Origin of the sequence: Bradyrhizobium sp. USDA 4538 (genome assembly GCF_024171045.1) — a bacterium.
GTDB lineage: Bacteria > Pseudomonadota > Alphaproteobacteria > Rhizobiales > Xanthobacteraceae > Bradyrhizobium > Bradyrhizobium australafricanum.
Genome location: NZ_JALJZE010000001.1, coordinates 2068415 through 2095413, shown reverse-complemented (window position 1 = coordinate 2095413; position 26999 = coordinate 2068415). Strand labels below are relative to the sequence as shown.

The window sequence follows — 26999 nt, the reverse complement described above, 5'->3', positions numbered from 1 at the left end:
GACTAGGCGTAGGCACCTGCAGCTTGCGTGCGCTCGGATTCAATCCGTGCCTTGAGGTTATCCAGATAGTTCTCCGCGTAGGACTGAGCCATCGACACCGGCAGGTTGATGCCGGCCGTCGCCGCTTCTTGAATTGCCTGCTTCACCAAGCCTTCCCGTATCGCTATCTTGACCTCGGGGCCGGCGATGCAGCCCACGGCCTGCGCCGCGAGACTGAGCCCGGCTTCCGCCAGCGCCTGTTTTATGTTGCCACCGGTGATCGCGGTGTGCAGAAGATTTGCAGCTTGCGCCTCGGCCTCCATCACCATTGAAGCAAGATCGGCCAGCTCACCCAGCCCTGGAATAAAGCCGAGTACACCAACGGCCGTCGCTGTCCAGTCGAGCAGCTTCGAGCCGACCTTCAGCACGTCATCAAGTGCATGCATGAGGGCGCCACCGTTCTTCTTGGGAGACTTGATGTCGGGCTGGTCTGCCACGCCATCCATCATGTCCGCGGTAGCCTCCTGTTCGGCAGGCGTTTGAGCGGCATGCGTCTTCAACTGCGGAGCAGCGCGGTTCGCACCAGACATGTTATTGAAGAACTGCTTGAAATCATTTCCGCTGATGTTTCCGGAATCAACCGTGTGGCCGCCGCCGAAGTCGAAAAACTTGTGGTGGGTTTTGTAGCCGGTAATCGCGTTGTTCATCAACCCAAACAGCACAGGATCCGAGAGCAGCTGGGAGGCCGCTTTTCGTACCTCGGGAGAAAGATTCTTGTCGTCCACCATACTCGCGAGCTTTTCCCGGGTCAGAACGCCATTTCCAAAGAAGGCGTCCTGGTTGTTGTTAATCGTGTCTAGTGTGCTCAGCTCGGGTCGGCTGAGACTCATCGATGATGAAGCGACCTGCAAAAAGTCCTCTTTGTGGACCTTATCGATCGAGCCGCCGTATAACTGCTTCCATTGATCCGGGTGGTCGAGAAAATATTGAGCCGCCGCGAGGACCTGTGGGGGGCATTTGCCAATGTCGGCGTTGCCGTCCACGATGTGTCTGAAATCCGCAAGGCTCAAGTTCTTGGGCAGGTTATCGGAATAGCGGTAGAGCTCGCGCATGGCATCGGTCAGGGTCATGACCGATGGCTCACCATTTCCGGTCCCGTCGGATGGTATGTAGTTCTGCTCGTAGGTCCGCGCCCGCTGCTCTTGGAACGCGGCAACTTGGGGGTGGTGATCGGAAAAGCCGCAGAGATCGCCCACCTTGATCTTGCCGCCACAGCGGCCGTCGCCTTGCGAACCGATCGCATAAAAGAGCTCCGGGTCCTGTTGCAGCGCTTCGATCGCCGCCTTTAGATCCGGCGGTGTCGAGGGATCGTTGGCCAAATCTCCCAGGGACTTCCAATCAAGCGGACATTTGTCCTTGTGGCGGTTCAGGACAGAGACAATCTGCAGTTCCGCATTAGTCAGCGTGCCACCATTCCAGGTGATCCTTGAGCTTTGTACGGGTGCCTCCGCAATGATTGGGCTGCTCGCAGCACAGGACGGCTGTGGGTCATCCTGATATCCATCCAGTGCCGCCCTAATCTCTGGTGGAAGAATACTCCGCGTCTCCCGCGTGAGTTCCTCTGTCAGTTGCTGGGCTGCGTCTGTCGGCACCGGCTCCTGCGGTGCGGAATGATCGCTAGTCGCGTCCTTCGACGCGAGGCTGACCAACATCGCCTGAAAGCTGGAAAAGTCCTGCGCCGAAGAGGGCGGGGCGGGCATTCCGGGTAAAGCCACAGTTGAATTGGCGGTTGGCGATAGGTCGACTGACATTATACGTTCTCCGATTTAAGGGTGCACCACAAGACGGTCACCTAGTTGCGGCCCGAGATCGCGACGAACAAGGAGTGTTGAGCGGCAGAGTTCAACAGGTCCTACCACTTGCATCCTGTTGCTCGGTGCGCCTCCAGCGCTCAGTTCCGCGACCATCCATGGGGACACCGCCGTCTTCACGCCGTATGCTAGGACGGACAAGCTTTCGAGAAGCTGACGGCGCTCAGACGATTTCGACACGATTGATGACATGGCCTTGCCAGTAAGGCCGGACGGATTTTCAATGCCGGTGTCAGCTTTGTATGGTTGCGTTGACTTGGCCTGGTGCAATTCCCGTCTGCCGATCCGCAGCATTCGTTGATTTGGTCTAACGATCTCGCAAGATCTCCGGAGCATCTCAAGATGGGGCACTGGTTTCGCGCTCGATGATCATCAGGTGACGAAGGCTCGTCAGCTTTCGGTCAGCTTGCGTTTCTAGGGTGCTGGCCCATTCGCGCTCACGAAGGTGCCAATCTCATCACGTGACAAAACGGTTCTTCTCATGTTGCCTGCCGTTGCCTCGATCTCTCTCAACCCGGCTGAATGGTTCTCCAGCGGCTGTTTATCGGTGCGGGACCAGTTTCATGATAGTCTTGCGCAGGCAGCTTCGAAGCAAGGTGCAGCTTCGTGGGCCTGCCGCCTGGCATCCGGCAGGTAAACCGGAAGGTAGGGATCATTTCGATTCGGCCTTGACGAACCTGTGGGGTGTTGGCGATCGCGTCATTCAGGTTTCGCTCATCTCCAAGGGCGCCGGCGCCGTCAGCTTATCTCTGAATAAGCTTCTATCGGTGGGCTGAGCGGGCTGATGGTTTCTTCGCACAACAGCAGGATCGCTCGCGCCGCGACGCGCAGAGGGGGTGATGCGCTTGTTCACTTGCCACTTCTGCTACCGCATCGGCGGATGTAAGGGCCTACACCCTATATAACCAAAGTGCAGGCGGGTACGAAGGCAACAGCCGTCGAGCTGCTTGCAAATGAGAGGAGACATTGCGTTGCGGATAGATTTCTCGCGCATCAATCGGTCTAAAGCTGCATTCCACGATATTTATGCTTCGGATGATCCGAGGGCATATTTCTCGGTCCTCGGAGACCTGGATTATATGATACCGGACGTGGCTGAGCCGGTTGTGCGCCAAATACTGGCAGCGAAAGCTTCGGCCACCGGCCTCAAGCCCGTCGTGCTCGATGTTGGTTGTTCGTACGGTATCAATGCAGCGGTGCATCGCTTTCCGCTGACCTTCGCGGGCTTGCGTCACCGCTACGCCCGGCGTGAGATGAGAGCGATCAGCTCTGAGACATTGGTGAGTCTCGATCGCAGTTTCTATGCAGCCTGGCCTGATGTCGGGTTGGCACGCTTTATCGGCCTCGATGTGTCGGCAGCGGCGGTCAGCTATGCGAAGAATGTTGGCCTTTTAGAGCAGGGCATTGTCGCTGACCTTGAAAAGGAGGCGCTATCGATGGACAGCGCGCGCATTCTCCGCTCCGTGGATGTTATCATGTCGACCGGATGCATCGGCTACGTTACCGAGAAGACGTTCGGCGAGATTCTCGATGCGGCAGAGAAGCAACCATGGATCATCTCCTTCGTGCTACGAATGTTCCCATTTGAATCGCTCGCCGCGACGTTCGCAAACCGTGGTCTTGTGACAGAACGTCTTGCCGGCGCAACGTTTATCCAGCGTCGCTTTCGCGATGCTGAAGAATTTGAGAGCTGTTTGGCCAGCTTGGCGGCCCTTGGCGTGGATGCCACCGGCCTCGAATCGGAAGGGCTGTTTCACGCCGATCTGATCTTGTCTCGCCCCGAGGCGGATGCGCGCGCCATGCCTTTGGAAGACATTGTCACTGTCGCCAGCGGCAGGGGACGGCCGATCGGACCCCGTTACGTTCATGTTGAAAGTAAGGAGGGCTTGCAGGTCGCGCTGGAGCCGTGACAGGCGTGGGACCACTGTGCAGCGCGATTCGGTTCGGGGCTGGATGCAAGGCCATTCCGGTCGACGGCGCGCCAGAGCCGATGTTGTTCGCCCGCGAGTGGATAACGAATTCGTCCAGATGCCATTGGTCGCGGCGAGCAGGAGCGCTGCGAATCAAATCAAGCGTCTGGCCGAATTGCTCCTCTACTGACGCGCCGTTTCTTAGATTCCATCAATGCGACGTGCGAGCCAGGAATTCCCTCGACCTTTGCGCAGGCTTGACGGAAACCGGTAATGCAGCCCAACGGCATATCCAATCACCTGCAGCAGAAGCCGACAGCGGCGACAAAGTCGTCCGGGCTTCGGTATGTTTTTGCGTTTCAATCTGGATCTCCCCAGTTGACGAATCCCGGCGAGTAGTGCCTATGTCTAGCCAGTCACGGTCTTCTGGCCCCAACATTTTGTAGGTCGGAAGCTAAGAGGGAACCCGGTGCGCCGAACGGCTACTCCGGGGCTGCCCCCGCAACTGTAAGCGGCGAGCGGTTGTCATCATGGTCACTGGCGCAGCACAGCGCCGGGAAGGCCGACAGCCGCGGCGACCCGCGAGCCAGGAGACCTGCCGCGACTGAACGAAAGTCCTCGGGCGGGGTGCCCCGTTGGGTCGCTTGCAGCCGGAGACGTTTGACCGGTTTCCTCGCAAGTCATCCGCGCAGTCCCCCCCGCCTAACATCGCGGGGTTGCCGATGTCGCCGTCTTACGATTTCGATCAGCATGGTCATCTCATTGAGGAGCCGGCGCGCGTGAGGTCGCAGCCATTGCAGGCAGAGCCCAGCGCGCCTGAGTTGTGTCTTGTGCCGCCGCCGTCGCCGGCCCCGCTGCCGTACCCCCTTGCGCCATCGCCAAAGCCGGCCGATCTCAAGCTCGATCGGACGCGCGACGACCTGTTGACGCCGTTCGGCAAGCTGACGCTGAGCGACCGTTATCTGCTCGCCGGCGAAATGATCCAGGACATGTTCGCGCGGGTGTCTTGCGCCTTCGCGGATGATGTTGCGCATGCCCAACGTCTCTACGATGCGATGTCTCGGCTGTGGTTCATGCCAGCCACACCGGTGCTCTCCAACGGCGGCACGACGCGCGGCCTGCCGATTTCCTGCTTCCTTAACTCGGTGTCGGACTCGCTCGAAGGCATCGTGGGCACCTGGAACGAGAACGTATGGCTTGCCTCTAACGGTGGCGGCATCGGCACCTACTGGGGCAATGTTCGCTCGATCGGCGAGCAGGTGAAGGGCGGCGTTACCTCAGGCATCATCCCGTTCATCCACGTCATGGACGGCCTGACGTTGGCGATCAGCCAGGGCTCGTTACGGCGCGGCTCGGCTGCGGTCTATCTCGATATCCACCATCCCGAGATCGAGGAGTTCCTCGAGATCCGCAAGGCGTCCGGCGACTTCAACCGCAAGAGTCTCAACCTGCATCACGGCATCAACGTCACCGATGAGTTCATGCGTGCCGTAGGCGCCGGCACTGCGTTCGCTCTGCGCAGTCCGAAGACCAAGGAGGTTATCCGCGAAATCGACGCCCGCCAGCTGTGGCAACGCATCCTGGAGAACCGGCTGCAGACGGGGGAGCCTTATCTCTTGTTCATCGATACAGTGAACCGCGCGCTCCCCAAGCACCAGCGCGAGCTCGGCCTCAAGGTCTCAACGTCCAACCTGTGCAGCGAAATTACCCTGCCGACCGGCATCGATCATCGCGACGAGGAGCGTACCGCCGTGTGCTGCCTGTCGTCGCTCAACCTCGAGACCTGGGACCAGTGGAACGAGGAGCCTGGCTTCATCGAGGACGTCATGCGCTTCCTCGACAACGTGCTGACCCACTTCATCACGGTGGCGCCGGGCGTCATGAAGCGTGCCCGCTACGCCGCCTTGCGTGAGCGTTCCGTCGGCCTTGGCGTCATGGGCTTCCACTCGTTCCTGCAGGCCAAGAGCATTCCGATGGAAAGCGTCGTGGCCAAGTCGTTCAATCTGAACATGTTCCGGAAAATCCGTCGCGATGCTGATGCGGCATCCGTGACGCTCGCGCGCGAGCGGGGGCCGTGCCCGGATGCCCTGGAACGAGGCGTGATGGCCCGCTTCAGCCATAAGATCGCGATCGCGCCGACCGCCTCGATAAGCATTATCTGCGGCGGCACCAGCGCTTGTGTAGAACCCATCCCGGCCAACATCTACACCCATAAGACCTTGTCCGGCGCCATCTCGGTGCGTAATCGGCATCTCGCCAAGCTGCTGGCCGCCAAGGGCGCCAATACTTCGGCGATCTGGCAGTCCATCATCGCCGCCGAGGGTTCGGTCGCCCATCTCGACATCCTCTCGGAAATCGAGAAAGCGGTCTTTCGCACCGCCTTCGAGATCGACCAGCGCTGGATCGTCGAACTTGCCGCCGACCGCGCCGCGTTCGTCTGCCAGAGCCAGTCGGTCAACCTCTATCTGCCGGCTGACGTCGATAAATGGGATCTTCACATGCTGCACTGGACGGCATGGAAGCGGGGGGTGAAGAGCCTCTACTACTGCCGTTCAAAATCTATTTCGCGCGCGGCGTTCGCCGGCGCCATCGCCGATGGCGACAAGGCTGCGCCCCCGCAACCATCGCAGCAGCGCACCGACTATGAGGAGTGCCTCGCATGTCAGTGATCGATCCCTCGTCCGTCGATCCGCGTACGCTGATCGGCAAGCAGCGCGTCGGCCTCCTCGACTCGACCGGCAGCTACGACGTTGATCGCTACGCCTGGGCTTACGAGTTCTGGAAGCGCCAGCAGCAGACCCATTGGATGGGGGAGGAGGTGCCGCTCGGCGCAGACCTCAAGGACTGGGCGTCGGACCGCGTCACCGACAACGAACGTGCGCTGCTCACCCAGATCTTCCGTTTCTTCACTCAATCGGACATCGAGGTCGGCGACAACTATCTTAAGCGCTACATCCCGATTTTCCAGCCGCTCACCGTCCAGATGATGATTGCAGCTTTCACCAACATGGAGACGGTCCACATCGATGCCTATGCGCTACTGCTCAAAACGCTCGGTATGCCCAAAACCGAGTTCGAGGCATTCCGCGGCTATGCCGAGATGCGCGCGAAGGCCGACTACATGCACGAGTTCGGCGTCGGCACCGTGGCCGATGTCGCCCGGACGTTGGCGATGTTCGGCGCCTTCACCGAAGGCATGGCGTTGTTCGCGAGCTTCGCGATGCTGCTCAACTTTCCGCGCCACAACAAGATGAACGGTATGGGACAGATCGTAAGCTGGTCAGTGCGCGACGAGAGCCTGCATTGTGAGGGCATCATAAAGCTGTTTCACGAATGGCACCGCGAAACTGGCGCGGTGACGCGCTCCGTCCGTGACGATATCATCGACGTCGCCAAGACCATGGTGAAGCTGGAGGAGAACTTCGTCGACCTCGCCTTTGGCCTCGGCGAGATCGAGGGTATGAATCCCGAGCAGATCCATGCCTACGTCCGCTACGTCGCCGACTGGCGACTGACCCAGCTGCGGATTGCCCCGGTATTCGGCTTCTTCGAGGCTAAGGAGGGCGGGTTCATCCGGCTCAAGGCACATCCGCTGCCATGGCTCGTGGAGATTCTCAACGGTGTCGAGCACGCCAATTTCTTCGAGCAGCGCGCCACGGAATACTCCAAGGCGGCGAGCCGCGGCAGCTGGGATGGCGAAGACGGGGTGTGGGCAGCTTTCGGCCGGACGTAGTCATGCTGGAGCTAATCATCAAGGGCGATTGTGCATGTGACGATCGCGTTGATGATCAAGGCTGCCGACTTCGTGGCGTCGGCACAGCGGGACGGAGAGACTAAAACGACAGGAGGACGGCTGCGATCGTTCATCTCGAGCGTGCAGCTATTCTGACTTGACCGATTCTGTAATGATCAAGTGGGCTTAAACCAGGTGAATGGCAATATTTGCCGGCTGCGGGCCCGTACCAACTGCTGCTGCCGTCGCAATTTTTAATCTATCCGCTTCCAGGACGTGGCCCAGCCAAGGTACGGCCCGTCCCTAGCGGATACGCGGATCTTCCTCAGAGTCGGAGTCCAAAGATCTATTTTCAGCCGGCTCTTCAGGCCAAAGGGTTTGGTCCAGCGACGGTGTAAGACGAATGAAGCCCTCTTCTCTCCATTCGGCTGTGTGAGGCACGCCGAGAAAGGTAAAAACCTTTGTGGGGTGGTCCTTGCTCGGCTTCACTCCGCTGCGCTCAAGCATATCGATCTGAGCGGCTGTGGCCGTTTGGCCAGTGAAAACCCAGTAATCCTTGGCGAGACGTCCGTTCAGCATCCGGAACTCGGAAAGTTCTGGTGGTGCAGTTTCGGACGGACCAGCCTGAGAGGGGCCCGCTTGCAATGGCCGAGCGTGGGTGGGACCGGCGTGCGATGGCCCGGCATGGGACGGTCCCTCCAGCAGTGGTCCAGCGTACGATGGCCCAGCGTGTGAAGGGCCGGCCACATTCTGCCATATCAGATCCTGATCGACACCAGGATGTGCCTCGATCGCCTGAGCGATCGTCTGCTGGGGGAGATATTGCGGGCTTTCCGGTTCTGGCGCGACGTGCTCCGCGCTTGGCGTAAACGGATCATTTTCCCGATCCAAGTCCAGCCAGGGATGCGCTAAATCCAGGTACGGAGAATAGGGGTGACCAGCATCCAAGTACGGTGAATAAGGATGACCTGCGTCCAAATATGGCGAATAGGCGCCTCCCTGCAGGACCGGCGGGGCTGCGTGCTGTGGCAGAGCACCAGCTTGCGCGCCACTGAGCCGCTGCTCAAAGCCGGTCGCGTCCATAGACGGTTCTGGTAAGTCGGGCTCTGGCCTCGTATTCGCTGGACCGATTGCATTGAAATCCATCCTGTTACTCCTTTTCGATGATGGAGCGGATCGAGCGAGACATGCCCTGCGGCTCTGACGCAGCCGGTTCGAAGGCTCTCATCGATATTTGAGGCCCCGAGCTTCCGTCAAAGATGGCGCTTGCCAGCTTCCGCTCGCGTCAAGGGTGGCTGGTTGCCCACATCCGTTGCGGTCGGTAGGAGGCCCCGCCGTCCAGCGTCCGCACGCCCATGGGAGCATTAGCTTTCGAAAAGCTGACGATCAGAAGGACTTGAGCCGATGCAGATTGGATCGACTTCGGCTCAAGCTGCCTCGCATCAATTAGGTCATTTCTGGCCTGTGTCAGCTCCACGCACGGTGCCGTCCTGACGCGGCGCGTCGGACGCATAATGCCCTTCCGGGCGCCCATCCCGAATAACCACGCTGGAGGAACCACGAAACAACATCAAAACGGAATCCCGCGGCGGCCTTTCGGCGATGGCGGGATTGCGCCGCGCCTGCTCCTCCGCCACAAGACCCTTCAGCGTCTGGTCCACCAGCGCGATGAAGCGTGGCGGACCCGAAGCCAGGACAAGACCATCCCCCGGCGCCGGCTTCACGATATAGCGCTCATCGGAGATGTTGAGCGCCTCGAGCGCGGTCTTGAACGCATCGAAGCTGATCGGGTTCAACACAATCAGCCGGCTCTGCGCCTCGTGGGCTGCGGATATGTAAAGCACGAGGCCGTCGTAGTACCATTGAAGATTGTACAGGTTGGTCAGACGCTCGAGGAAGTCGCGCGGCGGCAGGTCCGGCATTCGCCCGCGAATCCGGCCCTTCACTTCAGTGCTGACATTGACCCTGATATTGAGATTGTTGCCGAACTCCTGCAGCGCGGCAGCAAGGTCCTGATCGAGAACCGTATAGCTATAAGGAGTCGAAGGCAGCGACAGGGGCGCGCCAAACGCGCTCACCATTGCAAGACAAATGAGAGCTCCGGCATAGAGACTGCTCTTCAAACTTTGCGCCATCGTGGATCGAACGAGCATTCCCGAAGGCCTTCCACCTGAGAATTAAACCTGGAATTTCGTTCCAGCTTGGAAGCCAAACGTGATCATTAGATGGCGTAATAACCTCCATCTTCGTCAGGTTTTCGTCAGCTCACCAATCTACAGATTTTGATCTGTTCATCCGTCGAGAACGCTTGGTCTCACCAGCGAGCACAATGACTCCTTATATGATGTTAGGCGCAACGCCGATCTCTCCCAATTCAGCCGACTGCCTTTCCAATGCCTGTTCGCCGGCAGCTCCCGTCGAGCAGGCACACTTTGAGCAGTCTCTTGCGCAAGCGGTCTCAAGTCAGGGGCCTGCCTCACCAGTCGCGGACAGAGCTGCAGTCGTTTCGCCGGTACTGGAGGTGCAGCGCACGAACACGCTGGCGGTGCCGCCGGGCGATCGCGTTCTTCAAACTCTTTCCACCATGTACCACAGCCATGCCGTTGCTCCCGCGGTCGGTGGCGCGTCTTCTGCTGCGAGTGCCGTACAAGCCGGCCCCGCCGCGCGGCCGCTGTTGCCGCCGGTCGACATCAGCGCGCATGCGGCGGTTAAACCGGTGGCTGCGGATTTCGATTCGATGATGGTAAATCTACGGGATGTCTACCGGGACGTCGTTCAGGTTTCCCTCGTCTCCAAGAGCACCAGCGCCGTGAGCTCCTCGTTGAACAAGCTGCTATCGGCGGGCTGAGTGGAGCTGATGCCTGGTGTGATGCACAGTGGGGGTTGCGGCCGCCGTCAATGGTGGCGGCGGCTTCGCATTTGCCTTGCTCTGCCGCTTCTTGTTCCGTTGATCGGCTGCAAGGCTGATCTCTACAGCAAGATTCAGGAGCGTGAGGCCAATGAGATGCTTGCGCTTCTCCTTGGCAAGGGTGTCGATGCTGTTCGCGTTGTCGCCAAGGATGGAACCAGCACGATCCAGGTCGAGGAAAGGCAGCTTGCATATTCGATTGACCTGCTCAATGTTGAGGGGCTGCCGCGTCAATCTTTCAAGAATCTCGGCGAGGTATTCAAGGGATCGGGCCTCGTTGCCTCCCCGATCGAGGAGCGCGCCCGTTACGTTTATGCCCTCAGCGAAGAATTGTCGCGCACCATTAGCGACATCGATGGCGTCCTTTCGGCGCGGGTGCACGTGGTTCTGCCGAAGAACGATCTTCTGCGGCAAGACGCCACCCCATCGTCGGCGTCGGTTTTCATCCGACATGGTTCGAACGCCAAGCTCTCGGCGCTGTTGCCTCAGATCAAGATGCTCGTCGCCAACAGCATCGAAGGGCTGTCTTACGACAAGGTGGCTGTGGTCTTTGTGCCGGTTGAGCGAGCGCCGCTTGAGCAGCCGGCGCAGTCGGCAGCCGCTTCGTCTCAATCAACAAGGCCGGCTTCAACGCCGTGGCTTGCGCTTGGGGTCGGGGGCGCAAGCGCCGCATTCGTCATTGCATCTTATCTGTTGCTTGGCGCGCGTCTTCGTCAGTTCGGTCAATCATCGCGCAAACTTACCATGTTCGGCAGGCGTTCGAATGTGACCGCTGTCCAGGCTGCTGGCAAAAAGATCACCTCCGATGCGACATAACCAGGACGCTCATGTCGTCATCGATATCACCCACCGAACCCAATCGTTCGATCACGCTGGCTTCAGAACGGCTGCGCGAGCTTATTGCCTCGATCCATCCGAGCCGTTTTGCCGCGTGTCTCGATCCGCTGCTGTCGCCCGCCACATTACTCCGACTGCAGCAGAGTTCCAGGTTGCAGCCAAGGCTGGCCGAGCTGCTGCTCGGCAGCGACGTGGATGTGAGCGGAGCTGGCTGGAACGACGACCTTCTGCTCGGGCATGATCCGCGTCGGGCTGCGCTGCTCGCCGGCGGTATCTGGCATGCTCATTCCGTCCTGAAGCTGGTTTCAAAGCGCGATCTTTCGATCTTGGTCGAGATGATCGGTGCCGAAGCGCATGCCTTCGCCATCCGGCATTTACCCAGTGCGGTTGCAACAGCACTCATTGCCGATCCGGAACACCTGTCGCGACAGATTGAACGCGATGGACATGCCTGTCTGGGCGCCTGGCTCGACCGGGCTCCAGCGATTGAGCGTATCCGCGTGCTTCTACGCTTGCCTCGTGGGACGGCCGCGGACAATCCGGCGGCTGAGCACCATCGTGCTTCAGGCCCGCTGCTTTCCTTGGTTGTGGCCCATTTGGGGACGGAGGCTGCCACGGTATGACAGTCGACTTCCCAGCATTGCCTGTGGCCCCACAGATCCGTCCGCTTGGGCCCCTGATCCCGGCAGCCGAGCTCGAGATCTGGCATGACGCCGTGCACGCGCGGGCCACTGCTGAGCGGCATCTGCAGCGTGTTCGCGGCTGGGGACGCAAAGCTTTTGAGCGGGAACGGGCGCGCGGCCATGCGGAGGGGGTAAAAACGGGCGCAGAGGAAATCGCACGCCTGATTGCGCAGGCTGCTTGCGAACTCGCGCAGCGAAAGGCCGTTCTAGAACAAGAATTGCCCGAGCTGGTCATCGAGATCGTGCGAGATTTGCTCGGCGCCTTTGATCCGGGCGAGATGCTGGTGCGCAGCGTTCGTCACGCGATTGAGCAAAAGTACAAGAACACGGAAGTCTGCCTTCACGTGTCCCCCCTGAAAGCCGATCTGCTTGCCAATGAATTCGCAGCCTACAACGGACAGGAGGGCCGGCCCAAGGTCAGGATCGAGCCGGATCCGGCGCTCACGGCGGACCAATGTGTCTTGTGGAGCGAGTTTGGCAATGTCGATCTCGGACTTGCCGCGCAGCTCCGTGCGCTTCGTGTGGGGTTTGGCTTGCCGTCGCAGGAAGGTGGACCGTGACCGCGCAACGATCGACCCATGGTGCTGCGGCTGAAGAAGAGGCTGTCCACGCCGCACTGTCTTCCTTGAGATCTTCCGCCAAGCATATCGACACGCGTGCCGTCCGCGGCCGGATCACGAAGGCTATCGGTACGCTGCTCCATGCCGTCTTGCCGGAAGCCCGGGTTGGGGAGCTATGCCTGCTGCAGGACCCCCGCAGCGGGTGGTCGCTCGAGGCGGAGGTGATCGGCTTGTTGCCGGACGGGGTGTTGCTCACACCGATCGGTGACATGGTCGGCTTGTCCAACCGTGCCGAGGTCGTCACGACTGGGCGAATGCAGGAAGTTCCGGTCGGCCCCGATTTGCTCGGCCGCGTGATCGACAGTTTCGGTCGTCCACTCGATGGTAAGGGGCCAATAAAGGCTGGCGAAGTGCGCCCGCTGCGCGGCAAGGCGCCCAACCCCATGAAACGGCGAGGTATCGAGCAGCCTTTCCCACTCGGCGTTCGTGTCCTAGATGGGCTTCTGACATGTGGTGAAGGCCAGCGGATCGGAATCTATGGGGACGCCGGTTGCGGCAAGTCGACGCTGATGTCGCAAATCGTCAAAGGCGCAGCCGCCGACGTCACGATTGTCGCGCTGATCGGCGAACGTGGCAGAGAGGTACGTGAATTCATCGAACGTCATCTTGGCGAGGCACTCCGCCGTTCGGTCGTCGTCGTGGAAACCTCCGACCGTTCGGCGATGGAGCGGGCACAATGCGCCCATATGGCGACGGCGCTGGCCGAATACTTTCGTGATCAGGGGCTGCGCGTCGTTCTGATGATGGATTCCTTGACGCGCTTTAGTCGTGCGATGCGCGAGATCGGCCTTGCCGCGGGAGAGCCTCCGACCCGGCGCGGATTTCCGCCCTCCGTCTTTGCTCTGCTGCCGGGTCTGTTGGAGCGGGCCGGCATGGGCGAGCAGGGCTCCATCACGGCCTTTTATACCGTGCTAGTCGAAGGTGACGGCACGGGCGATCCAATCGCCGAAGAATCGCGCGGCATTCTCGACGGACACATCATTCTTTCGCGTGCGCTGGCTTCGCGGGAGCATTTTCCGGCCATCGACGTGCTGTCGAGCCGAAGCCGCGTCATGGATGCGGTCGTGTCTGTGCCGCATCGCAAGGCGGCATCCTTCTTTCGTGATCAGCTCTCGCGCTACGCCGAGGCCGAGTTTTTGATCAAGGTCGGCGAATATAAGCAAGGCGCTGATCCGCTGACCGACCGGGCGATCGCCTCGATTGAGGAGTTGCGGACGTTCCTGCGTCAAGGCCAGGACGAGGCGTGCAAATTTGAGGAGACGATCGCATGGATGTCACGTTTGACCGCCTGAACACCGCTCATGCGTCGAAATTGCGGGCGGTGAAGGACATGAGGGAGCGAAGCGCCCTTCGTGAACTGTCCGACATGGAAGCCAAGCGCCGCATCGCAGGTGAAGCCGTCGAACAGGCTTCCGAGCAGCTTGCCAATACCGAAAGACACCGCGCAAGGGTCGAAGCCGAGCTTTATCGGGAGATGTTATCGGCCGATGCGATATCCGTCAGCGAGCTCGAGCGCCGCCATCATCTTATCATTGGGCGGCTCACAGAGGATATCGCGGCGGCGCAGCTACTTCTTGACAAGGCGCACACCGCTCAGGATCAGGCCGAGGCGGCGGTCCGTGAGGCGCGGACGCTATGGGCCAAACGTTCCGCTGCGTGCCACAAATGGCAAGAGATCGAGCGTAATGTTGAGCGCATCACCAATGCTCATGTTGAAGCCGCGGCGGAAATCGAAGCCGATGATGAGGTGTTGCTTCGCTACCGCAGAGGCGCCCCCGTCCAAGCGGGAGGCGAGCCGAGCTGATGGCCAATTCTCCTTTGCCGGTGTGCTGCGATGGGCAGGCGCCGCCTGCGACACAGAGGCTGGGTGGGCCCGTACCATTCAGGCCACAGCTGACCCTATCTCGTGCTGTGGTCTCTTGGCTCAATGAGATCGCAGCTTTCCGCGGACCTCTGCAAAGCCGTTTCGGCGATAAGCCGCTATCGCTGCGCATGGTCAGGCTTGTCTGGCAGGTCGAGCCACCTGAGACATCGATGCTTGACTGCGTCTTTGACGCAGGCGGCGAAACGCTCGTCCTGTCCTTGCCCAGGTCGTTTGCCGAAGCGCTGATTGCGACGGTGCAGAATGGCCTGACCTTACCTTCCGAGCCAACGCGTTCGCTGGTCCTTGAACTCGCGCTAGACCCGTTGCTCTCTTCTCTGGAGCAGCTGACGCAGCGGCATTTGCAGCTTCTCCGCACCGATGAAGCGGCGAAATCAGGTCCATTCCTTGAGTTCGATGTCGCCTATGGGCCGCTCACGAGCAAGGTTCGCCTGCTCCTATTCTCGTCTCTTGACGGTCTGGTTCCGCCAGCTTTCGGCGTCCTAGGTGAATTGCTTGGCCGATTGCCGCGACAGACGCCTAAGCTTCGCCCTGAACTCCCTGTGATCGTTGCAGGCGAGGTTGGCTCGCTCCGCATTACAATCGGCCTTGTTCGTCAAGCCCAGCAAGGCGATGCGCTGCTGCCGGACGCAATTTACCTTGCTCGTGGCCAGATCATCCTCACTGCCGGCACTTTGTGGGCCCCTGCGGAGGTTGCCGGCGACCGACTGGTCCTGCGGGGACCATTCCGCTCGCAATCTCACCCCTCGAAAAGTGGACACATGACGACACAATCCCAAGCCCAGCAGCCTCCCTCCGAGGCCGATATCGACAGCCTCGAGATCACACTCGTATTCGAATGCGGCCGCTGGCCGATGCCGATTGGAACCTTGCGGAGCATCAACGAAGGCCATGTGTTCGAACTCGGCCGGTCGCTTGACGGCCCAGTTGATATCCTTGCCAACGGGCAGCGCATCGGCCGTGGCGATATCGTGCGGGTCGGCGACGAACTTGCCGTCAGATTACGTGGCAGGTTGGCGGTCAATGACTGAGATTCAACCCAGCATCCTCGCGCTTCTGGCGATCACGGTCGGTCTTGGCCTGCTCGCCTTCGCCGTCGTGACGACGACCGCCTTCATAAAGGTCTCCGTTGTGCTTTTCCTGGTGCGCAACGCGCTCGGGACTCAATCGATACCGCCCAATATCGTCCTGTATGGGGCGGCACTGATCCTGACCGTCTTCATCAGCGCGCCGGTGTTTGAGCAGACCTACAACCGCCTGACGGATCCGCAACTCCGCTACCAAACATTTGATGACTGGGTAACAGCCGCCAAGGAGGGGCAGGAGCCGCTGCGCGCGCATTTGAAGAAGTTCACCAATGAAGAGCAGCGCCGGTTTTTCCTGTCATCGACCGAACATGTCTGGTCGGAGGAGATGCGCGGCAGCGCCACGGCTGATGATTTTGTGATTCTTGTGCCGTCGTTCTTGATCTCGGAGCTCAAGCGCGGCTTCGAAATCGGCTTTCTTCTTTATCTTCCCTTTATCACCATCGACCTGATCGTCACGACGATTTTGATGGCCATGGGCATGTCGATGGTGTCGCCGACAGTGATATCTGTTCCCTTCAAGCTCTTTTTGTTCGTTACCATTGATGGCTGGTCACGTCTCATGCACGGGCTGGTTTTGAGCTACACGACGCCGGGAGGTTGATAATGAACGAAGCCAGCATCCTCAAGTACCTGAGCGAATCGCTCGTGCTTTTCATGATCTGGGTTCTGCCGCCGCTCCTGGCAGCCCTGATCTCGGGATTGATCATCGGCCTCATCCAGGCGGCAACCCAGCTCCAAGATCAAACCTTACCCCTGACGGTGAAGCTTCTCGTCGTCGTCGCCGTACTCGCCGGGTTCTCTCCGGTCCTCAGCGCTCCGCTCATCGAGCAGGCCGAACGCATTTTCAGCGAGTTTCCTGCACTCACCGCAAGATACTAGCAGGGCTTGGATGGCCGGCCTGTCACCCACAGATGCGCATGCCCTCGTCGAGGGCGGAATCGAACTTATCGCAGCAACCGGCCTGAGCGCGGCCCGCGCCTTGGGCATCATGCTTGTGCTTCCCGTCTTCACCCGGCCGCGCATCAGTGGCCTGATCCGCGGAAGTCTGACGATCGCGATCGGGCTACCGTGTCTGGCGCAGATCAAGCTGGGACTGGAGGCGCTAGATCCGAACACGCGTATGGTCAGCGTAACCATGCTCGGTTTGAAGGAGGTGTTCGTCGGCCTTCTGCTCGGTATCCTGCTCAGCATTCCCCTATGGAGCATCCAGGCAGTCGGCGACATCATCGATACGCAACGAGGAATCTCCAGCCAGGTCGCAGCAGAAGATCCTGCGACGCACAGCCAAGCGTCGGGGACCGGGCTTTTTCTCGGCGTCACTGCGGTCACGATCTTCGTTCTGGTCGGCGGCCTGCAGACCATGGTGAGCAGCCTTTATGGCAGCTATCTGATCTGGCCCGTGCATCAGTTCCTGCCTGCGGTGACGGCACTGGGAGCAATGGAATGCCTCGCTCTTCTCGATCATATCATGCTGACGACGCTATTGGTCGCCGGGCCGGTGCTGGCCCTGCTGCTGCTGATCGACGTGTCGGTCATGATGCTCGGCCGCTTTGCATCGCAACTCAAGCTGAACGATCTTTCGCCCACGATCAAGAATGTTGCCTTCGGTGTCATCATGGTCAGCTATACCGTCTACCTCCTCGAATACGCAGGAGCTGAAATCCTCACGCCGAACAACGTGCTCGAGTCCTTCAAGAAGCTCTTGAAATGAGCGGCACGAGCGAGGAGAAGAAGCTTCCCCCGACCCCCAAGAAGCTGCGCGATGCGCGCAAGAAAGGGCAGAGCGCGCGCAGCTCCGATCTGGTGAGCGGGGTCAGCGCGTGCGCCGGCTTTTCCTGTCTGTGGTGGAGAGCGGGTGCGATCGAAGACAAGTGGCATGAAACGGTCCAGCTGATCGACAAACTGCAGGAGCAGCCCTTCACGAGCGCGGTTCCGCAGGCGCTCAACGGGTTGCTGGAACTTTCGATGGCAACGGTCGGGCCTTTGCTCGCGGCTGCCGTCGCAGCAGCCCTTCTGGCCAATGTCGTGGCCAATGGCGGTTTCATGTTTGCGTTGGAGCCGCTCAAACCGAAGCTTGAGAAACTGGATCCGATCAAAGGCTTGACGCGGCTTGCATCCAAACGTTCGGCCGTCGAGCTTGGCAAGACGCTGGTTAAGGTGGTGCTCCTCGGGACGTGCTTTTTCCTTACCGTGACCGCAAGCTGGAAGGCACTGGTGTATTTGCCGGTCTGTGGCATGGGCTGCCTCGGAATAGTCTTCACAGAGGTCAAGCTGCTGGCCGGGATTGCTGCCGGGGCGTTCCTCGTCGGCGGGTTGGCCGACCTTCTGATCCAGCGCTGGTTGTTCATGCAGGAGCTGCGCATGACCGAAACCGAGGCTAAGCGCGAGAACAAGGAGCAGCAAGGCAATCCGCAGGTGAAGAGTGAACGCAGGCGTCTGCGCCAAGTGTCGGCGAACGAGGCTCCGCTTGGCGTCAATCGCGCCAACTTGATACTAAGGGGGTCCGCAGCCTTGATTGGGCTGCGCTATGTTCGCGGCGAAACCGGCGTGCCGGTTCTGGTCTGTCGGGGTGAGGGCGAAGCTGCTTCCAAGTTGCTAGGCGAGGCGCGCGCGCTGCGCCTCAAGATAGTGGATGACGACGTCCTGACACATCAGCTGCTCGGCAAAGCAAGACTCGGCAACCCGGTTCCGTCGCAATATTTCGAGTCGGTCGCAAAAGCCCTTTACGCTGCCGGGCTGGTCTAGAGCGGTTTCCAGCGAGGTGGACGCCGGTTCGCGCGAAGGAAATGCGTCAAACAAGAATCTACAGCTCCGTTCCGATTCAATCGGAACGGAAAAGTCTCTAGACTAGACGGCTTTCGAGCGAAGTTGTGTACCGGTTCGCGGAAGAAAGCGCGCCAGAACAAAAATCCGACCTGCGATTCAATCGGCACGGGAAATCGCTAGATCATTTTGATCAGGCGGCGGCGATGCAACGCCCATCACCGAGGAGGCTGTACGTCCCTCGTTGCCGCCGCGGGAGCTTCCGACGCGGCCCCATTGCTCTGTCCACCTTCTCCGTTGCTCTTGTTGCCCGGGCCAAACGTGCCATAGCTGGCAACCGGAATGGCGGCGCGATCGCCATTACTCGTCATGACCGAGCGATTGTCCAGTAAGTCGAGCGGATCGTTGACCATGACTGCCAGATTGCTTCTGGTCGAGCAGCCAAGCGTCGGGTCGAACGAATTATCGTTGACCGCAGGCCCGACGATGGAAAGCGACGGACAGACAGGAGGCTGGGCTTCAAATGTGATCGCCTCGATCCTTACCCCGAAACGGGAGGGCAGATCGAGAGGTGAGGCGGACAGGCGAATATTATAGGGGGCAACGCCCATGGCACGGGCCTCGTGGGCCACCTGTGCAATGAGCCGGGGCGTGCCGGTGACATCGACATGGAGTGCGTCCCGCCGGCCGCCACTTGCACTCGCAATGAAACTCCGCAGCCGGTGCCTTTCGGAGCCACGAAGGCTCTGTAGGAACAAAACACTGTTCTTCTGCTCCACTTGGATCGCCTGTTCAGCCGGCCCGGGACGGATCGAAGCACTGTTTGCGCATCCGCTCAATGTTGCCGCAACAACGATCAAATGGCACAAATGTCGCAACGTCATTTGACGATCCTCATTCGATGATAAATCCAGCGCTGCCGGTCAATCCTGGTGCGCTCGTGCGGGGCGCATCGCGGTCTTTTGGCGGCCGCGCCAGCGTGTTCGTCAAGATGCGGCCCGTGTCTGAGGGCGGTGCTATGCGGTCGGTCGGTGCACTCATCCGGGTCGGGTTCGATCCGGGCCGGACGATGTAAGGCGTGACAATAATAACCAGCTCGGTCTCGCGCTTTTGAAACGATGAGGAGCGAAACAGCGCGCCAAGGATCGGCACGTCGCCGAGCCAGGGAAACTCGCCAATGTCGTTGTTGAAGTTGCGCCTGATCAGTCCGCCGATGGCAAAGCTCTGACCGCTGGCGAGTTCGACCACGGTGCTAGCTCGTCGCGTCGAAAGCGCAGGGACTTCCATGCCATTGATCTTGACTTGGCCTTCGCTCGACAGTTCGCTGACTTCGGGCTTCACACGGACATTGATCTGATTATTGTTGAGCACTGTCGGGACGAATTCGAGGCTCACGCCGAACTGGCGGAATTGGACCGACACCTGCCGATTATCCTGCATCACAGGAATGGGGAATTCGCCGCCGGCCAGGAAACTCGCAGACTCGCCGGACATCGCCGTCAGATTCGGCTCAGCCAGGATCGAGGCGAGGTGCTCGCTGGCGAGCGCGTCGAGAACAGCGCTCAGATTGGTATTGCCCGCGCTGAATCCGATACCGATCGTGCCGCCGCCGTTCGCCGCGGCGGATCCGCCATCCTTGCCGCTGATAAGGAAAGCGCCGTTTGGGCTGGAGGCCGTGAAGTGGATATTGAGATCCTTGACGGCACTGCGGGACACTTCTGCGACCCGTACGCTGAGATTCACCTGCAGCGAGCCGGCCACCTGGATCTTGTTGACGACGAGCGCACCCGCCCCGAGAAACTGCTCGGTGACCTTCTTGGCTATCTCGACGACCTCGGCATTGGGCGCGGTACCGCTTAAGATCGCTCCGCGCGGGGTATAGCTAACCTGGATCGGATAGTCGCCGACCTCAGCTTTCAGCGCGGCGCGCAGATCCTCGATCGGCTGTGTGACGACAACGCGCAGCTCGGCGAGAGCTTCTCCGTTCTCATTGAGGGCGAACAGGCTGGTGCGTCCTGATTTCTTGCCAAACACGAAGATTGTCGTATTTGACGGCGCCTGATAATCCGCAATCGTCGGGTCGGCAACAAAGATGCTCGCCGCCGCAGCGGTCAGATGGATCGTCTTGCCCTGTGAGGAAATCAGGTTCAGCGTGCCGGAGGTGCTGCCGGGCGCGCTATGCGGCGGTTCTGCTTTGCCATCCCGCTTGGCTTGGGCTGCCGCAGCAAGCGGAAATAGCAGAGCAAGTCCGCACAGGACGTAGCAGAGGCGATGCAAAACGGCAGAGCGCGTCGCCCCAGCTACCATCGACGGCTCATCAGCGCGCGCAGCATTGTTATCGAAATTCAAGGGGTTATTGCTTTCAAGTTGAATCGGCTAAGCAGCCGACGCTGCGCCAATGAGTTCAAGGGTGTAACCGACGCCGCGCGCCGTCTTGATCCTGAGCGTCGCACCCGACTGGCTCAAATGCGTACGCAAGCGATAGATGCCGACTTCCAGCGCATTGGTCGAGACCTCGTCGTCGAACGCATAAAGGCTATCCTCCAGAGATGCGCGTGGCACGGTACGACCGGCACGGTTGAGCAAATGTTCGAGAATGCACACTTCGCGGCGGGCAATCCTCAGTATCCGACCGCCGACCGCGACTTGCCTCGCGATCGGATCGAAATGCAGATTGCCGAATGTCACGACCGGCGCCGTCATTTGCGTTGACCGCCGCAGAATGGCTCGCATGCGCGCGATGAGTTCTTCGGTCGACACGGGTTTGGGGAGGAAGTCGTCCGCACCCGCGTTAAAGATCGCAATCCGCCGCCCGAGGTCGTTGAGGCTGCTCATCATGATGGCCGGCATTGAATAACCCTCGCGCCGGAGCTGCTTCAGCCAGTCCAAGCCGTCTCCATCGGGCAAAACCAATTCGAGCAAAAGAATGTGGTAGTTCGCGCAATCCAGCGCGGCCGACGCCTCGTCCAGTGTGCGTGTCACGTCAACGGCAAACCCGCAATCGGGAAGTGCGTCCTTCACAGCACGGGCAAAGTCCGCATGATGATCAACCAGGAGAATTCGCATTTCATCGCCTCTCGTCCATCCGCGCCAAGACTTTAGGCGCGTCACGGTTGACCAAGAGGTTCGATGAAGCTGACCGGCGCCCGCTTCGACATGAGCGGCAATGTCCGGCGGCGAGGAAGCAGAGCATGGTGACGGGCTATCAATCCCGGTGAATTCCTTGTCACCGGGTTGGAAAGCGCGATGGACCGCCAGGGGCTGCATGCGCCGTCGTCGATGCCGAGCAGACCCCTTGGACCGGGAAGACTTTCGAAATCATTCACGAGGGCGAAAGCCGTCGCAGCAGTTTGACGCATCTGCGCGTCAATCGCGTCCGTGTTTGCACCTACTGCACAGCAGCCTTCGATCTTTATAGCGCTGGACCTCGCAATCGACATCGACACCCAAGCGCAGGAGCGAGCGGATGGAGTCGTGGTTGAATAGTCTAGTGAAATCGGCATTGGGAACTCCCCACTTTTCCCCAGTCCCGCGGTCAGTACTTGCTGTGCTGTCGAACCATGGTGTCGCGACAAGGCAAGCTGTTCCGCGTGAAGACAGTTTCACGCTACGCGTCCGGGCGATGTCTCCAGAGCTGCGTTGCGCGACGAATGAACGATGATGCGCCTCCGGGCTACTGAAAAAGCCTTTCCCAAGCCGGTGATAGACGCGCAGGACGCCGACGCTCCCAACTCTCGGTCGGGTCCGATGGGCGATCCCCTCGAAAGTAGCGAACGAGAGACGGAGGGGACTGCCGCATTTCTGGGCGATGGCCCATCTGGCTGATATTGCTATGCCAGTTGCATCGCTTCACTTGCGATGATCGACTGCAAAGTAATCCAAGCGGAAATTTGAGGCTGCGTGGTGCGCGGTCAGGCCAAGGCAAATGGAATCCGAGTTCTACTCGGCCGCTAAATGCTGCTCGGGCCGCAACAGGGGTGGCGCCGACTTCTCTGTCCTGCACATAGACGTTACGGAGAACACGTCGTCCACAGCAGTGATCGACCCACGTGATGGGGCGGAGCGGAGCGTCGTAAAGTTTGAAAGACATTCGCAATTCTTGCTACCTGTCAGGAAGTTTTCGCGCGCGGGTTCGGTGTCGCGAAGCTGTCGGAAATCCTACAATCTGACGTCAGGTGAGGATCAAGTGTCTTTAATTACGAGTACCCTCCATCTTGTGCGCGTCTTGACTCGGTCGCGACACAGTTTGAACACTGTCATAGCCTCGTGGGTCGCTGTCGCTCTTGTGTTCTCGAAGGTTGTGAGCATTTCGCCTCTCCAAATTCTGCGAGGTGCAGCTTCAGCTGTTGCGATAGCGTGAGCTAGTTGTTCCCGCTGCGCGTTAGGGCAAGCCATAGCGCGCGCGAGCATGAGATTGCCCTGGTTGCCTCAAACGTGGCGATTGGCAGGCGGACTATGGCCGGCCGAGGTGGACTGATCTGACGCATAGCGCTTAACGTCGCGGGTGCAGACGCGCGGTTGCCAAATCGAATTGACTGGCAAAGGATTGAAGAGAGGGTCGACTGTCACACCACGTTCCTGAATGCTGCTCCAAAACTGCGGCCGACTATGGGGGCTTCGGGCGGGATCGGAAAAATCAATTGTTTTGATGGAACGCATTCAAGCGGCGGATAGGCGCGGCGCTCGCCGCCGCTTGCCTTCCATAGGTGATGCAGCTTTTAGCGCGCTGGCCATGCGGTCGCGTCCACCGATATTCCGGCTGAACGCGCCTCCTGCGTCACGCCAAGCCAGCCACTGGGTAGAGGCGCGGCTTTCACCGGCTCACGCCGCGAGCTCAGTGAGAAATGTGATCCCGGCGAGTTGGATCGATGTCAGCCGTGAGTACCGCCAGAGAATTAGTTGTAAGAGCGAGTTGAATGGGCTCCAGGCGTCGAGTTCGCTCGCAGCAGGACGGGGCCGATTGAACCGCTTGATAGCTCGATGCGCGGGCTGCCCAAGTTATTGTTCGTAAAGCCTGTCAGCGTTCTCCAACTCGTCCTTAAGCGGAGTGCCTTTGTGATTGAACATAAGCACACCGCTGCAGCGCGGAGCTCAGCAAATGCATTAATCAGCGCCATCGCGCTTGTACGGATTTGCCTCGCTGTCCGTCCGGTAATCGTCGAGGTTGCCGCCTAGAAACAATCGTTCGGTCTCTCGGGTTGGTGTTCTGCCCAGCGAGCACATCAGATCCACGTCCGCATCGATGTTGTCCTGGTCCTCAACGTTCATTCCAAGCCCGATACTGCTCAGCACGTCGTCGGGCGTCCAGACCGCGGACTTCGGGACGGTGTAGGTGTGCAGCGTGTTCGCATTGTTGGCGATCGCTCTCGCCCAGTGGTCGCGCGAAACAACCAGTTTTGAGGGATCCTCAACCAGCGACACAAAAGGAGATGCTGCTGTCTTGCCGCGCATATGCCATCCGGCCTGACGCGCCCGGTCCATAGTATATCGCTCCAGAGGATCTCCAACAGAAGAATGATCCCGAGCCGTGTTACGGATATGCGAGATTGCTCTCGTGTTTTCTTCCGTGCGCGGCTTGCAATCGTTGTCCTGAGTCTGAAAGCGCCGCAGTGTGACATATGACGACCCTGCTACGTCGTCGAATACGAGGTTCCGATCGACGGGAACTGCGGTCGCCGGCGACCAACGTGCTGATTGATGCGTGGCGAGGTCGATCTCGTTTCTGAGCGCTTCAAGCGTGGCGCCTGTCAGCGTCGCGGCAAGTTGAGCGCGCGCGCTGACAAATGATGTGGCTGGATAGGGGCCGGTTTCCGGGGGGCTCTCGCTCGGCGCGGTCGAGGACGTAGCAGTCGTATTATTTGCCGCCAAGGAGGCAGGGTAGACCGAGTTCAATTCATCTGGATCCAAATCATCTAGCTGCTGCTCAAAGCTTGCCTGATCGTCTGAGCTGTGTGCCGGTGTGCTGGTTTGTGCGCTTAGCTCGTCTGGCTGCCGGCCCGTCCGATGTGGCTGCCGCAGCACGTCCTGAAGCTCAAAGGGAGCGTCTGCAGCATTCCGTGGATCAATATTCATTTCTCTCTCCCCTCGAGTGCCGGCTATTAGTGTAGACTGTTGCAGGTGCAGCTTTCGAGAAGCTGACGGACCAGGCGGTGAGCCAGTGTCGGTTTGACGGTCACCGGCTGAATTCAGTTCAGTGAGGCGAGCGCTGAGCCAGGTGGAAGCGACGCTAATCGACGGATCACAAATCAGCGCTGCTTTGTGCGGTTTGCCATTTGTGACGAGGTCGAAATTGGGCCTTGAAGAGCTTTTTCATTCGCGACGCCAGATTCGCTTCCTTGTTGTCTGTCGTCTGAGTGGCAGGGAGCCCCAGGTATCAACGTGGACAAGCCGGCAGATGTGGCTGGTCCAAATGCTCGTTGGAAATCGTCCGTTACGCGCGTGGAACCGCATCGTCGCGATCGTTCGTCTCCATTGGATCAGCGTGACCGCTTGCCGTTTGTGGTTTCCGAGCGGCTGCTACTTGATCAAATCGTTCCAGCGATGTCGCACTTTAACAAACCTGACCTACGAGGTTGTGAGGTAGGGATAGCCGCCTCAACCACTTGCGCCTGGTTGCGACAGGTTGTTTTTCTCGCAGGCGCGCGTGCGCTTGATGTCTGGTTTCCACCAAACAGTTTGCGAGCACGGCATCTTGCCACGTGTGATCTGTGGTACTTATCGAGGGAGAAAAGCATATGAAGTCTATTGGCAAAGGGCTGGCGATCCTGCTGTCTTTGCTTTCGGCCATGAGTGTGAGCACGATGGCGAGAGCCGATGAGCCCTCGCCGAAATACACTGAGGTGCTCAATGCCCTGCAGGCCGGCAAGAACGTGAAGCTCATCCTGGACATGAGCCGCTGTGCTGCCGCGGAGGGTGGCAAGCCAGCTTCGGCGACACAGGCCGGCCTGGTCATCAATGCATTCAGGGTGACCCCGCAGAACGGCATCAGCTTCGCCAATGCGCACCAAACGGTGGACAGCTCCGGACATGCGGTGACCGAATACATTCGTCATAGCCTCAGCCGCGAAGGTAAGCTCACGGTGCGGGCCTCAAAGCTTGTCGTCGGGACCACCGAACTCGTGAACCAGGGCGAATTCATCTGTGAACTGCCGGATGGCGCAAAGTTCATCTGGTAAACGAAAGAACACAGGGACGGGGATGCGCTTGGAGACCTCGATCCTTTAACCGTGCAGGCATCTTCGCAAGCCACGACACGAATAATATCGATCATGAGAGACGGCCAGATTGTTTCTGGCCGTCTTTTCCGCAACGCTCATCGAGTTGCTCGAGCTTGTTGTAGTCGCTCAAGATACCGAGCGAATACCCGCCACGACAGCGGGGTCCCGGTCCTGAAGATAGCGAGATCGGAGCGAGCGGAGAAACGCTGTTCCGGCGTTGGCCGTTTGATGGCTCGTGGCCTTTTCTTCGCAGCTATTCGTGCGAAAATGCTCCCGGATGAACCACGTCAAGGAAAACCTGGCTGCACTGCACCTCCGAGCAGGAGTTGGCCCGCACGCTGAAATGTCCCCTCGTTCAAAGCCGCATGCTGAGCAACCACGAAGCTGTCGCACATCGCGCGCGCCAGATTGCTCGTCGTGTACAGCGAGTCAGTGCCGGCGAGACGGCTCGCGATCTTACAGACCTCGGCGCTTTGGAGCGCGGCGTTAGTCGCGGCGAGCCGCATCAGCGTCGCCGTATTCGGATTTACCGCGCCGTTGAGCGCCTCGTTCCACAGCTCCTCGGTAGCATCATAGAAGAAGGACCGCGCGGAACGCAGCATAGCCTCGGCTCTGGCCGCTTCCAGTTGGATGTAGCCCCGCTCTCCCATCACAGGCGCTCCGGTGATCGAGGCGCGGTTCCTGCTCATAGCGATCACCTCGTTCAGTGCGGAGCGCGCAATACCGACGCCAACGATCGCATGCGCCTGGGCGGCGAACGTCACTGATGGATAACGGTAGATTGGCCGGTCGATTGTCGGCGAGCCGCCGCGGATCAGGGTCCATTCCTCCGGCACGACGACATCTTCGATAACTAAGTCATGGCTGCCGGTTCCCTGCAGCCCAATGACGTCCCAATTGGGGCGGATAGTTACCTTTTCGGCCGGCACTACGGCTACACGCGGAAGATCGCCGATAGGGTCGTCTTCCACCCTGATGCCGACGCCAATCAAAGCCGCCCCGGGCGAGCCGCTGGCAAATGGCCACACGCCGTTCACGACAAATCCGCCGGCACTGCGTCTGGCGGACTGTAGCGGAAAAAGCGCAGCCGCGTACACCACATCGGGTCCATTCGCGTAGACTTTGGCGAGCGTTTCATCCGGAAGAGCAGCGAGATTGCAAGCCCCATCACCGAAGCTGGCGACCCAACCGGCCGAGCCATCTGCCTCGGAAATGCGCTCGATCAGCTGACAAAACGCGGCCGGCGTTTGCTCCTCGCCGCCGAAACGCTTGGCGACCATAGCTCGATAGACGCCAACTCGTTTAAAGCCATCGATTATGTCGCCTGGAATTTGTTGCGCGACCGCGAACGTGTTTCGACGGCTTCGGATCTCGGCGAGCAACGAGGAGAGGTTATCCCTGCTGACAGGCTCGACGTCGGCTTCTGACGGGATCATCTCTGGAGAAGCGTTCATAAATTCTCCTTGGTGCCTATACGGATGCTACTGCGCGCCATTGACGAAGAGTGG

At 59.6% G+C, this 26999-nt stretch carries 24 protein-coding genes and 1 riboswitch; of the genes, 16 read left to right on the top strand and 8 right to left on the bottom strand.

The window, feature by feature from the left end; translation table 11 throughout:
* Positions 1 to 2: 2 nt before the first annotated feature.
* Positions 3 to 1790 carry an HrpF/NolX family T3SS translocon protein gene (locus tag J2R78_RS09145; protein ID WP_375167006.1) on the bottom strand — a complete coding sequence of 596 codons (1788 nt, stop codon included), beginning with the start codon at positions 1788 to 1790 and terminating at the stop codon, positions 3 to 5.
* Positions 1791 to 2413: 623 nt separating this feature from the next.
* Between J2R78_RS09145 and J2R78_RS09140 the strand changes: the two genes are divergently transcribed.
* The 4 genes from J2R78_RS09140 (at position 2414) to J2R78_RS09125 (ending at position 7493) form a co-directional block, all read left to right on the top strand.
* A complete protein-coding gene (locus J2R78_RS09140; protein WP_253588032.1) occupies positions 2414 to 2626 on the top strand; it encodes a nodulation protein NolB in 213 nt (70 codons plus the stop codon).
* Between the two features lie 201 nt (positions 2627 to 2827).
* Positions 2828 to 3760 (top strand): hypothetical protein, encoded by a 933-nt coding sequence (locus tag J2R78_RS09135; RefSeq protein WP_069280076.1) that lies wholly within the window; start codon positions 2828 to 2830, stop codon positions 3758 to 3760.
* A gap of 402 nt (positions 3761 to 4162) precedes the next feature.
* A riboswitch (cobalamin riboswitch) is annotated at positions 4163 to 4378 on the top strand.
* Between the two features lie 161 nt (positions 4379 to 4539).
* Positions 4540 to 6429, top strand: coding sequence for a ribonucleoside-diphosphate reductase subunit alpha (locus J2R78_RS09130; protein ID WP_253603960.1), 1890 nt, complete (start codon positions 4540 to 4542; stop codon positions 6427 to 6429).
* The gene (locus J2R78_RS09125) at positions 6420 to 7493 is read left to right on the top strand and encodes a ribonucleotide-diphosphate reductase subunit beta (protein WP_253603958.1); all 1074 of its coding nucleotides are present in this window, start codon (positions 6420 to 6422) and stop codon (positions 7491 to 7493) included. Before J2R78_RS09130 ends, J2R78_RS09125 begins: the two co-directional genes overlap by 10 nt.
* 303 nt (positions 7494 to 7796) lie before the next feature.
* Here J2R78_RS09125 and J2R78_RS09120 read toward each other — a convergent pair whose 3' ends face one another.
* Both J2R78_RS09120 and J2R78_RS09115 read right to left on the bottom strand, forming a co-directional pair.
* The gene (locus tag J2R78_RS09120; RefSeq protein ID WP_253603956.1) at positions 7797 to 8639 is read right to left on the bottom strand and encodes a hypothetical protein; all 843 of its coding nucleotides are present in this window, start codon (positions 8637 to 8639) and stop codon (positions 7797 to 7799) included.
* Between the two features lie 305 nt (positions 8640 to 8944).
* Positions 8945 to 9646 carry a secretin N-terminal domain-containing protein gene (locus J2R78_RS09115; RefSeq protein WP_375167005.1) on the bottom strand — a complete coding sequence of 234 codons (702 nt, stop codon included), beginning with the start codon at positions 9644 to 9646 and terminating at the stop codon, positions 8945 to 8947.
* Positions 9647 to 9822: 176 nt separating this feature from the next.
* Between J2R78_RS09115 and J2R78_RS09110 the strand changes: the two genes are divergently transcribed.
* The 11 genes from J2R78_RS09110 to J2R78_RS09060 all read left to right on the top strand — a co-directional run bounded on the left by J2R78_RS09110 (position 9823) and on the right by J2R78_RS09060 (position 18256).
* Positions 9823 to 10341 (top strand): nodulation protein NolB, encoded by a 519-nt coding sequence (locus tag J2R78_RS09110; protein ID WP_309144992.1) that lies wholly within the window; start codon positions 9823 to 9825, stop codon positions 10339 to 10341.
* A 9-nt stretch (positions 10342 to 10350) separates the two neighbouring features.
* Entirely contained in the window at positions 10351 to 11217 is an 867-nt protein-coding gene (gene sctJ / locus J2R78_RS09105) for a type III secretion system inner membrane ring lipoprotein SctJ (RefSeq protein ID WP_069280074.1), read from the top strand.
* A gap of 11 nt (positions 11218 to 11228) precedes the next feature.
* Positions 11229 to 11861, top strand: coding sequence for a nodulation protein NolU (locus tag J2R78_RS09100; protein WP_081334766.1), 633 nt, complete (start codon positions 11229 to 11231; stop codon positions 11859 to 11861).
* The gene (sctL, locus tag J2R78_RS09095; RefSeq protein WP_069280057.1) at positions 11858 to 12481 is read left to right on the top strand and encodes a type III secretion system stator protein SctL; all 624 of its coding nucleotides are present in this window, start codon (positions 11858 to 11860) and stop codon (positions 12479 to 12481) included. Before J2R78_RS09100 ends, sctL begins: the two co-directional genes overlap by 4 nt.
* A complete protein-coding gene (gene sctN / locus J2R78_RS09090; protein WP_069280056.1) occupies positions 12478 to 13833 on the top strand; it encodes a type III secretion system ATPase SctN in 1356 nt (451 codons plus the stop codon). The genes sctL and sctN overlap by 4 nt, the downstream gene beginning before the upstream one ends.
* The gene (locus J2R78_RS09085) at positions 13809 to 14345 is read left to right on the top strand and encodes a hypothetical protein (RefSeq protein WP_069280055.1); all 537 of its coding nucleotides are present in this window, start codon (positions 13809 to 13811) and stop codon (positions 14343 to 14345) included. The genes sctN and J2R78_RS09085 overlap by 25 nt, the downstream gene beginning before the upstream one ends.
* Positions 14346 to 14452: 107 nt before the next feature.
* Positions 14453 to 15454 (top strand): type III secretion system cytoplasmic ring protein SctQ, encoded by a 1002-nt coding sequence (gene sctQ, locus J2R78_RS09080; protein WP_081334767.1) that lies wholly within the window; start codon positions 14453 to 14455, stop codon positions 15452 to 15454.
* Positions 15447 to 16112, top strand: a complete 666-nt coding sequence (sctR, locus tag J2R78_RS09075; RefSeq protein ID WP_028343882.1) for a type III secretion system export apparatus subunit SctR — start codon at positions 15447 to 15449, stop codon at positions 16110 to 16112. The genes sctQ and sctR overlap by 8 nt, the downstream gene beginning before the upstream one ends.
* Before the next feature lie 2 nt (positions 16113 to 16114).
* Entirely contained in the window at positions 16115 to 16390 is a 276-nt protein-coding gene (locus tag J2R78_RS09070) for an EscS/YscS/HrcS family type III secretion system export apparatus protein (RefSeq protein ID WP_057018251.1), read from the top strand.
* Between the two features lie 10 nt (positions 16391 to 16400).
* A complete protein-coding gene (sctT, locus tag J2R78_RS09065; protein ID WP_069280054.1) occupies positions 16401 to 17222 on the top strand; it encodes a type III secretion system export apparatus subunit SctT in 822 nt (273 codons plus the stop codon).
* The gene (locus J2R78_RS09060) at positions 17219 to 18256 is read left to right on the top strand and encodes an EscU/YscU/HrcU family type III secretion system export apparatus switch protein (RefSeq protein WP_069280053.1); all 1038 of its coding nucleotides are present in this window, start codon (positions 17219 to 17221) and stop codon (positions 18254 to 18256) included. Before sctT ends, J2R78_RS09060 begins: the two co-directional genes overlap by 4 nt.
* Positions 18257 to 18492: 236 nt before the next feature.
* Here the strand turns inward: J2R78_RS09060 and J2R78_RS09055 are convergent, their stop codons facing one another.
* The 4 genes from J2R78_RS09055 to J2R78_RS09040 form a co-directional block, all read right to left on the bottom strand.
* A complete protein-coding gene (locus J2R78_RS09055) occupies positions 18493 to 19158 on the bottom strand; it encodes a CpaD family pilus assembly lipoprotein (protein ID WP_069280052.1) in 666 nt (221 codons plus the stop codon).
* A 10-nt stretch (positions 19159 to 19168) separates the two neighbouring features.
* The gene (locus J2R78_RS09050; RefSeq protein WP_069280072.1) at positions 19169 to 20581 is read right to left on the bottom strand and encodes a type II and III secretion system protein family protein; all 1413 of its coding nucleotides are present in this window, start codon (positions 20579 to 20581) and stop codon (positions 19169 to 19171) included.
* 69 nt (positions 20582 to 20650) lie between these two features.
* Positions 20651 to 21340: a response regulator transcription factor gene (locus tag J2R78_RS09045; protein ID WP_253588027.1), complete on the bottom strand. Its 690-nt coding sequence runs from the start codon at positions 21338 to 21340 to the stop codon at positions 20651 to 20653.
* 2037 nt (positions 21341 to 23377) lie between these two features.
* The gene (locus tag J2R78_RS09040; protein ID WP_253588026.1) at positions 23378 to 24346 is read right to left on the bottom strand and encodes a hypothetical protein; all 969 of its coding nucleotides are present in this window, start codon (positions 24344 to 24346) and stop codon (positions 23378 to 23380) included.
* 662 nt (positions 24347 to 25008) lie between these two features.
* Between J2R78_RS09040 and J2R78_RS09035 the strand changes: the two genes are divergently transcribed.
* A complete protein-coding gene (locus J2R78_RS09035) occupies positions 25009 to 25449 on the top strand; it encodes a VirK family protein (RefSeq protein ID WP_253588025.1) in 441 nt (146 codons plus the stop codon).
* Between the two features lie 329 nt (positions 25450 to 25778).
* Here J2R78_RS09035 and J2R78_RS09030 read toward each other — a convergent pair whose 3' ends face one another.
* Entirely contained in the window at positions 25779 to 26945 is a 1167-nt protein-coding gene (locus tag J2R78_RS09030) for an acyl-CoA dehydrogenase family protein (protein WP_253588024.1), read from the bottom strand.
* Positions 26946 to 26999 lie beyond the last annotated feature (54 nt).

Excerpts from the sequence above, each read along its gene's own strand:
- J2R78_RS09145 (WP_375167006.1), bottom strand. The coding sequence starts at position 1,790 with ATGTCAGTCGACCTATCGCCAACCGCCAATTCAACTGTGGCTTTACCC.
- J2R78_RS09140 (WP_253588032.1), top strand. The coding sequence starts at position 2,414 with ATGATAGTCTTGCGCAGGCAGCTTCGAAGCAAGGTGCAGCTTCGTGGG.
- J2R78_RS09125 (WP_253603958.1), top strand. The coding sequence starts at position 6,420 with ATGTCAGTGATCGATCCCTCGTCCGTCGATCCGCGTACGCTGATCGGC.
- J2R78_RS09120 (WP_253603956.1), bottom strand. The coding sequence starts at position 8,639 with ATGGATTTCAATGCAATCGGTCCAGCGAATACGAGGCCAGAGCCCGAC.
- J2R78_RS09115 (WP_375167005.1), bottom strand. The coding sequence starts at position 9,646 with ATGCTCGTTCGATCCACGATGGCGCAAAGTTTGAAGAGCAGTCTCTAT.
- J2R78_RS09110 (WP_309144992.1), top strand. The coding sequence starts at position 9,823 with ATGACTCCTTATATGATGTTAGGCGCAACGCCGATCTCTCCCAATTCA.
- sctJ (WP_069280074.1), top strand. The coding sequence starts at position 10,351 with ATGCCTGGTGTGATGCACAGTGGGGGTTGCGGCCGCCGTCAATGGTGG.
- J2R78_RS09100 (WP_081334766.1), top strand. The coding sequence starts at position 11,229 with ATGTCGTCATCGATATCACCCACCGAACCCAATCGTTCGATCACGCTG.
- sctL (WP_069280057.1), top strand. The coding sequence starts at position 11,858 with ATGACAGTCGACTTCCCAGCATTGCCTGTGGCCCCACAGATCCGTCCG.
- J2R78_RS09085 (WP_069280055.1), top strand. The coding sequence starts at position 13,809 with ATGGATGTCACGTTTGACCGCCTGAACACCGCTCATGCGTCGAAATTG.
- sctR (WP_028343882.1), top strand. The coding sequence starts at position 15,447 with ATGACTGAGATTCAACCCAGCATCCTCGCGCTTCTGGCGATCACGGTC.
- J2R78_RS09070 (WP_057018251.1), top strand. The coding sequence starts at position 16,115 with ATGAACGAAGCCAGCATCCTCAAGTACCTGAGCGAATCGCTCGTGCTT.
- sctT (WP_069280054.1), top strand. The coding sequence starts at position 16,401 with ATGGCCGGCCTGTCACCCACAGATGCGCATGCCCTCGTCGAGGGCGGA.
- J2R78_RS09060 (WP_069280053.1), top strand. The coding sequence starts at position 17,219 with ATGAGCGGCACGAGCGAGGAGAAGAAGCTTCCCCCGACCCCCAAGAAG.
- J2R78_RS09055 (WP_069280052.1), bottom strand. The coding sequence starts at position 19,158 with ATGACGTTGCGACATTTGTGCCATTTGATCGTTGTTGCGGCAACATTG.
- J2R78_RS09050 (WP_069280072.1), bottom strand. The coding sequence starts at position 20,581 with ATGGTAGCTGGGGCGACGCGCTCTGCCGTTTTGCATCGCCTCTGCTAC.
- J2R78_RS09045 (WP_253588027.1), bottom strand. The coding sequence starts at position 21,340 with ATGCGAATTCTCCTGGTTGATCATCATGCGGACTTTGCCCGTGCTGTG.
- J2R78_RS09040 (WP_253588026.1), bottom strand. The coding sequence starts at position 24,346 with ATGAATATTGATCCACGGAATGCTGCAGACGCTCCCTTTGAGCTTCAG.
- J2R78_RS09035 (WP_253588025.1), top strand. The coding sequence starts at position 25,009 with ATGAAGTCTATTGGCAAAGGGCTGGCGATCCTGCTGTCTTTGCTTTCG.
- J2R78_RS09030 (WP_253588024.1), bottom strand. The coding sequence starts at position 26,945 with ATGAACGCTTCTCCAGAGATGATCCCGTCAGAAGCCGACGTCGAGCCT.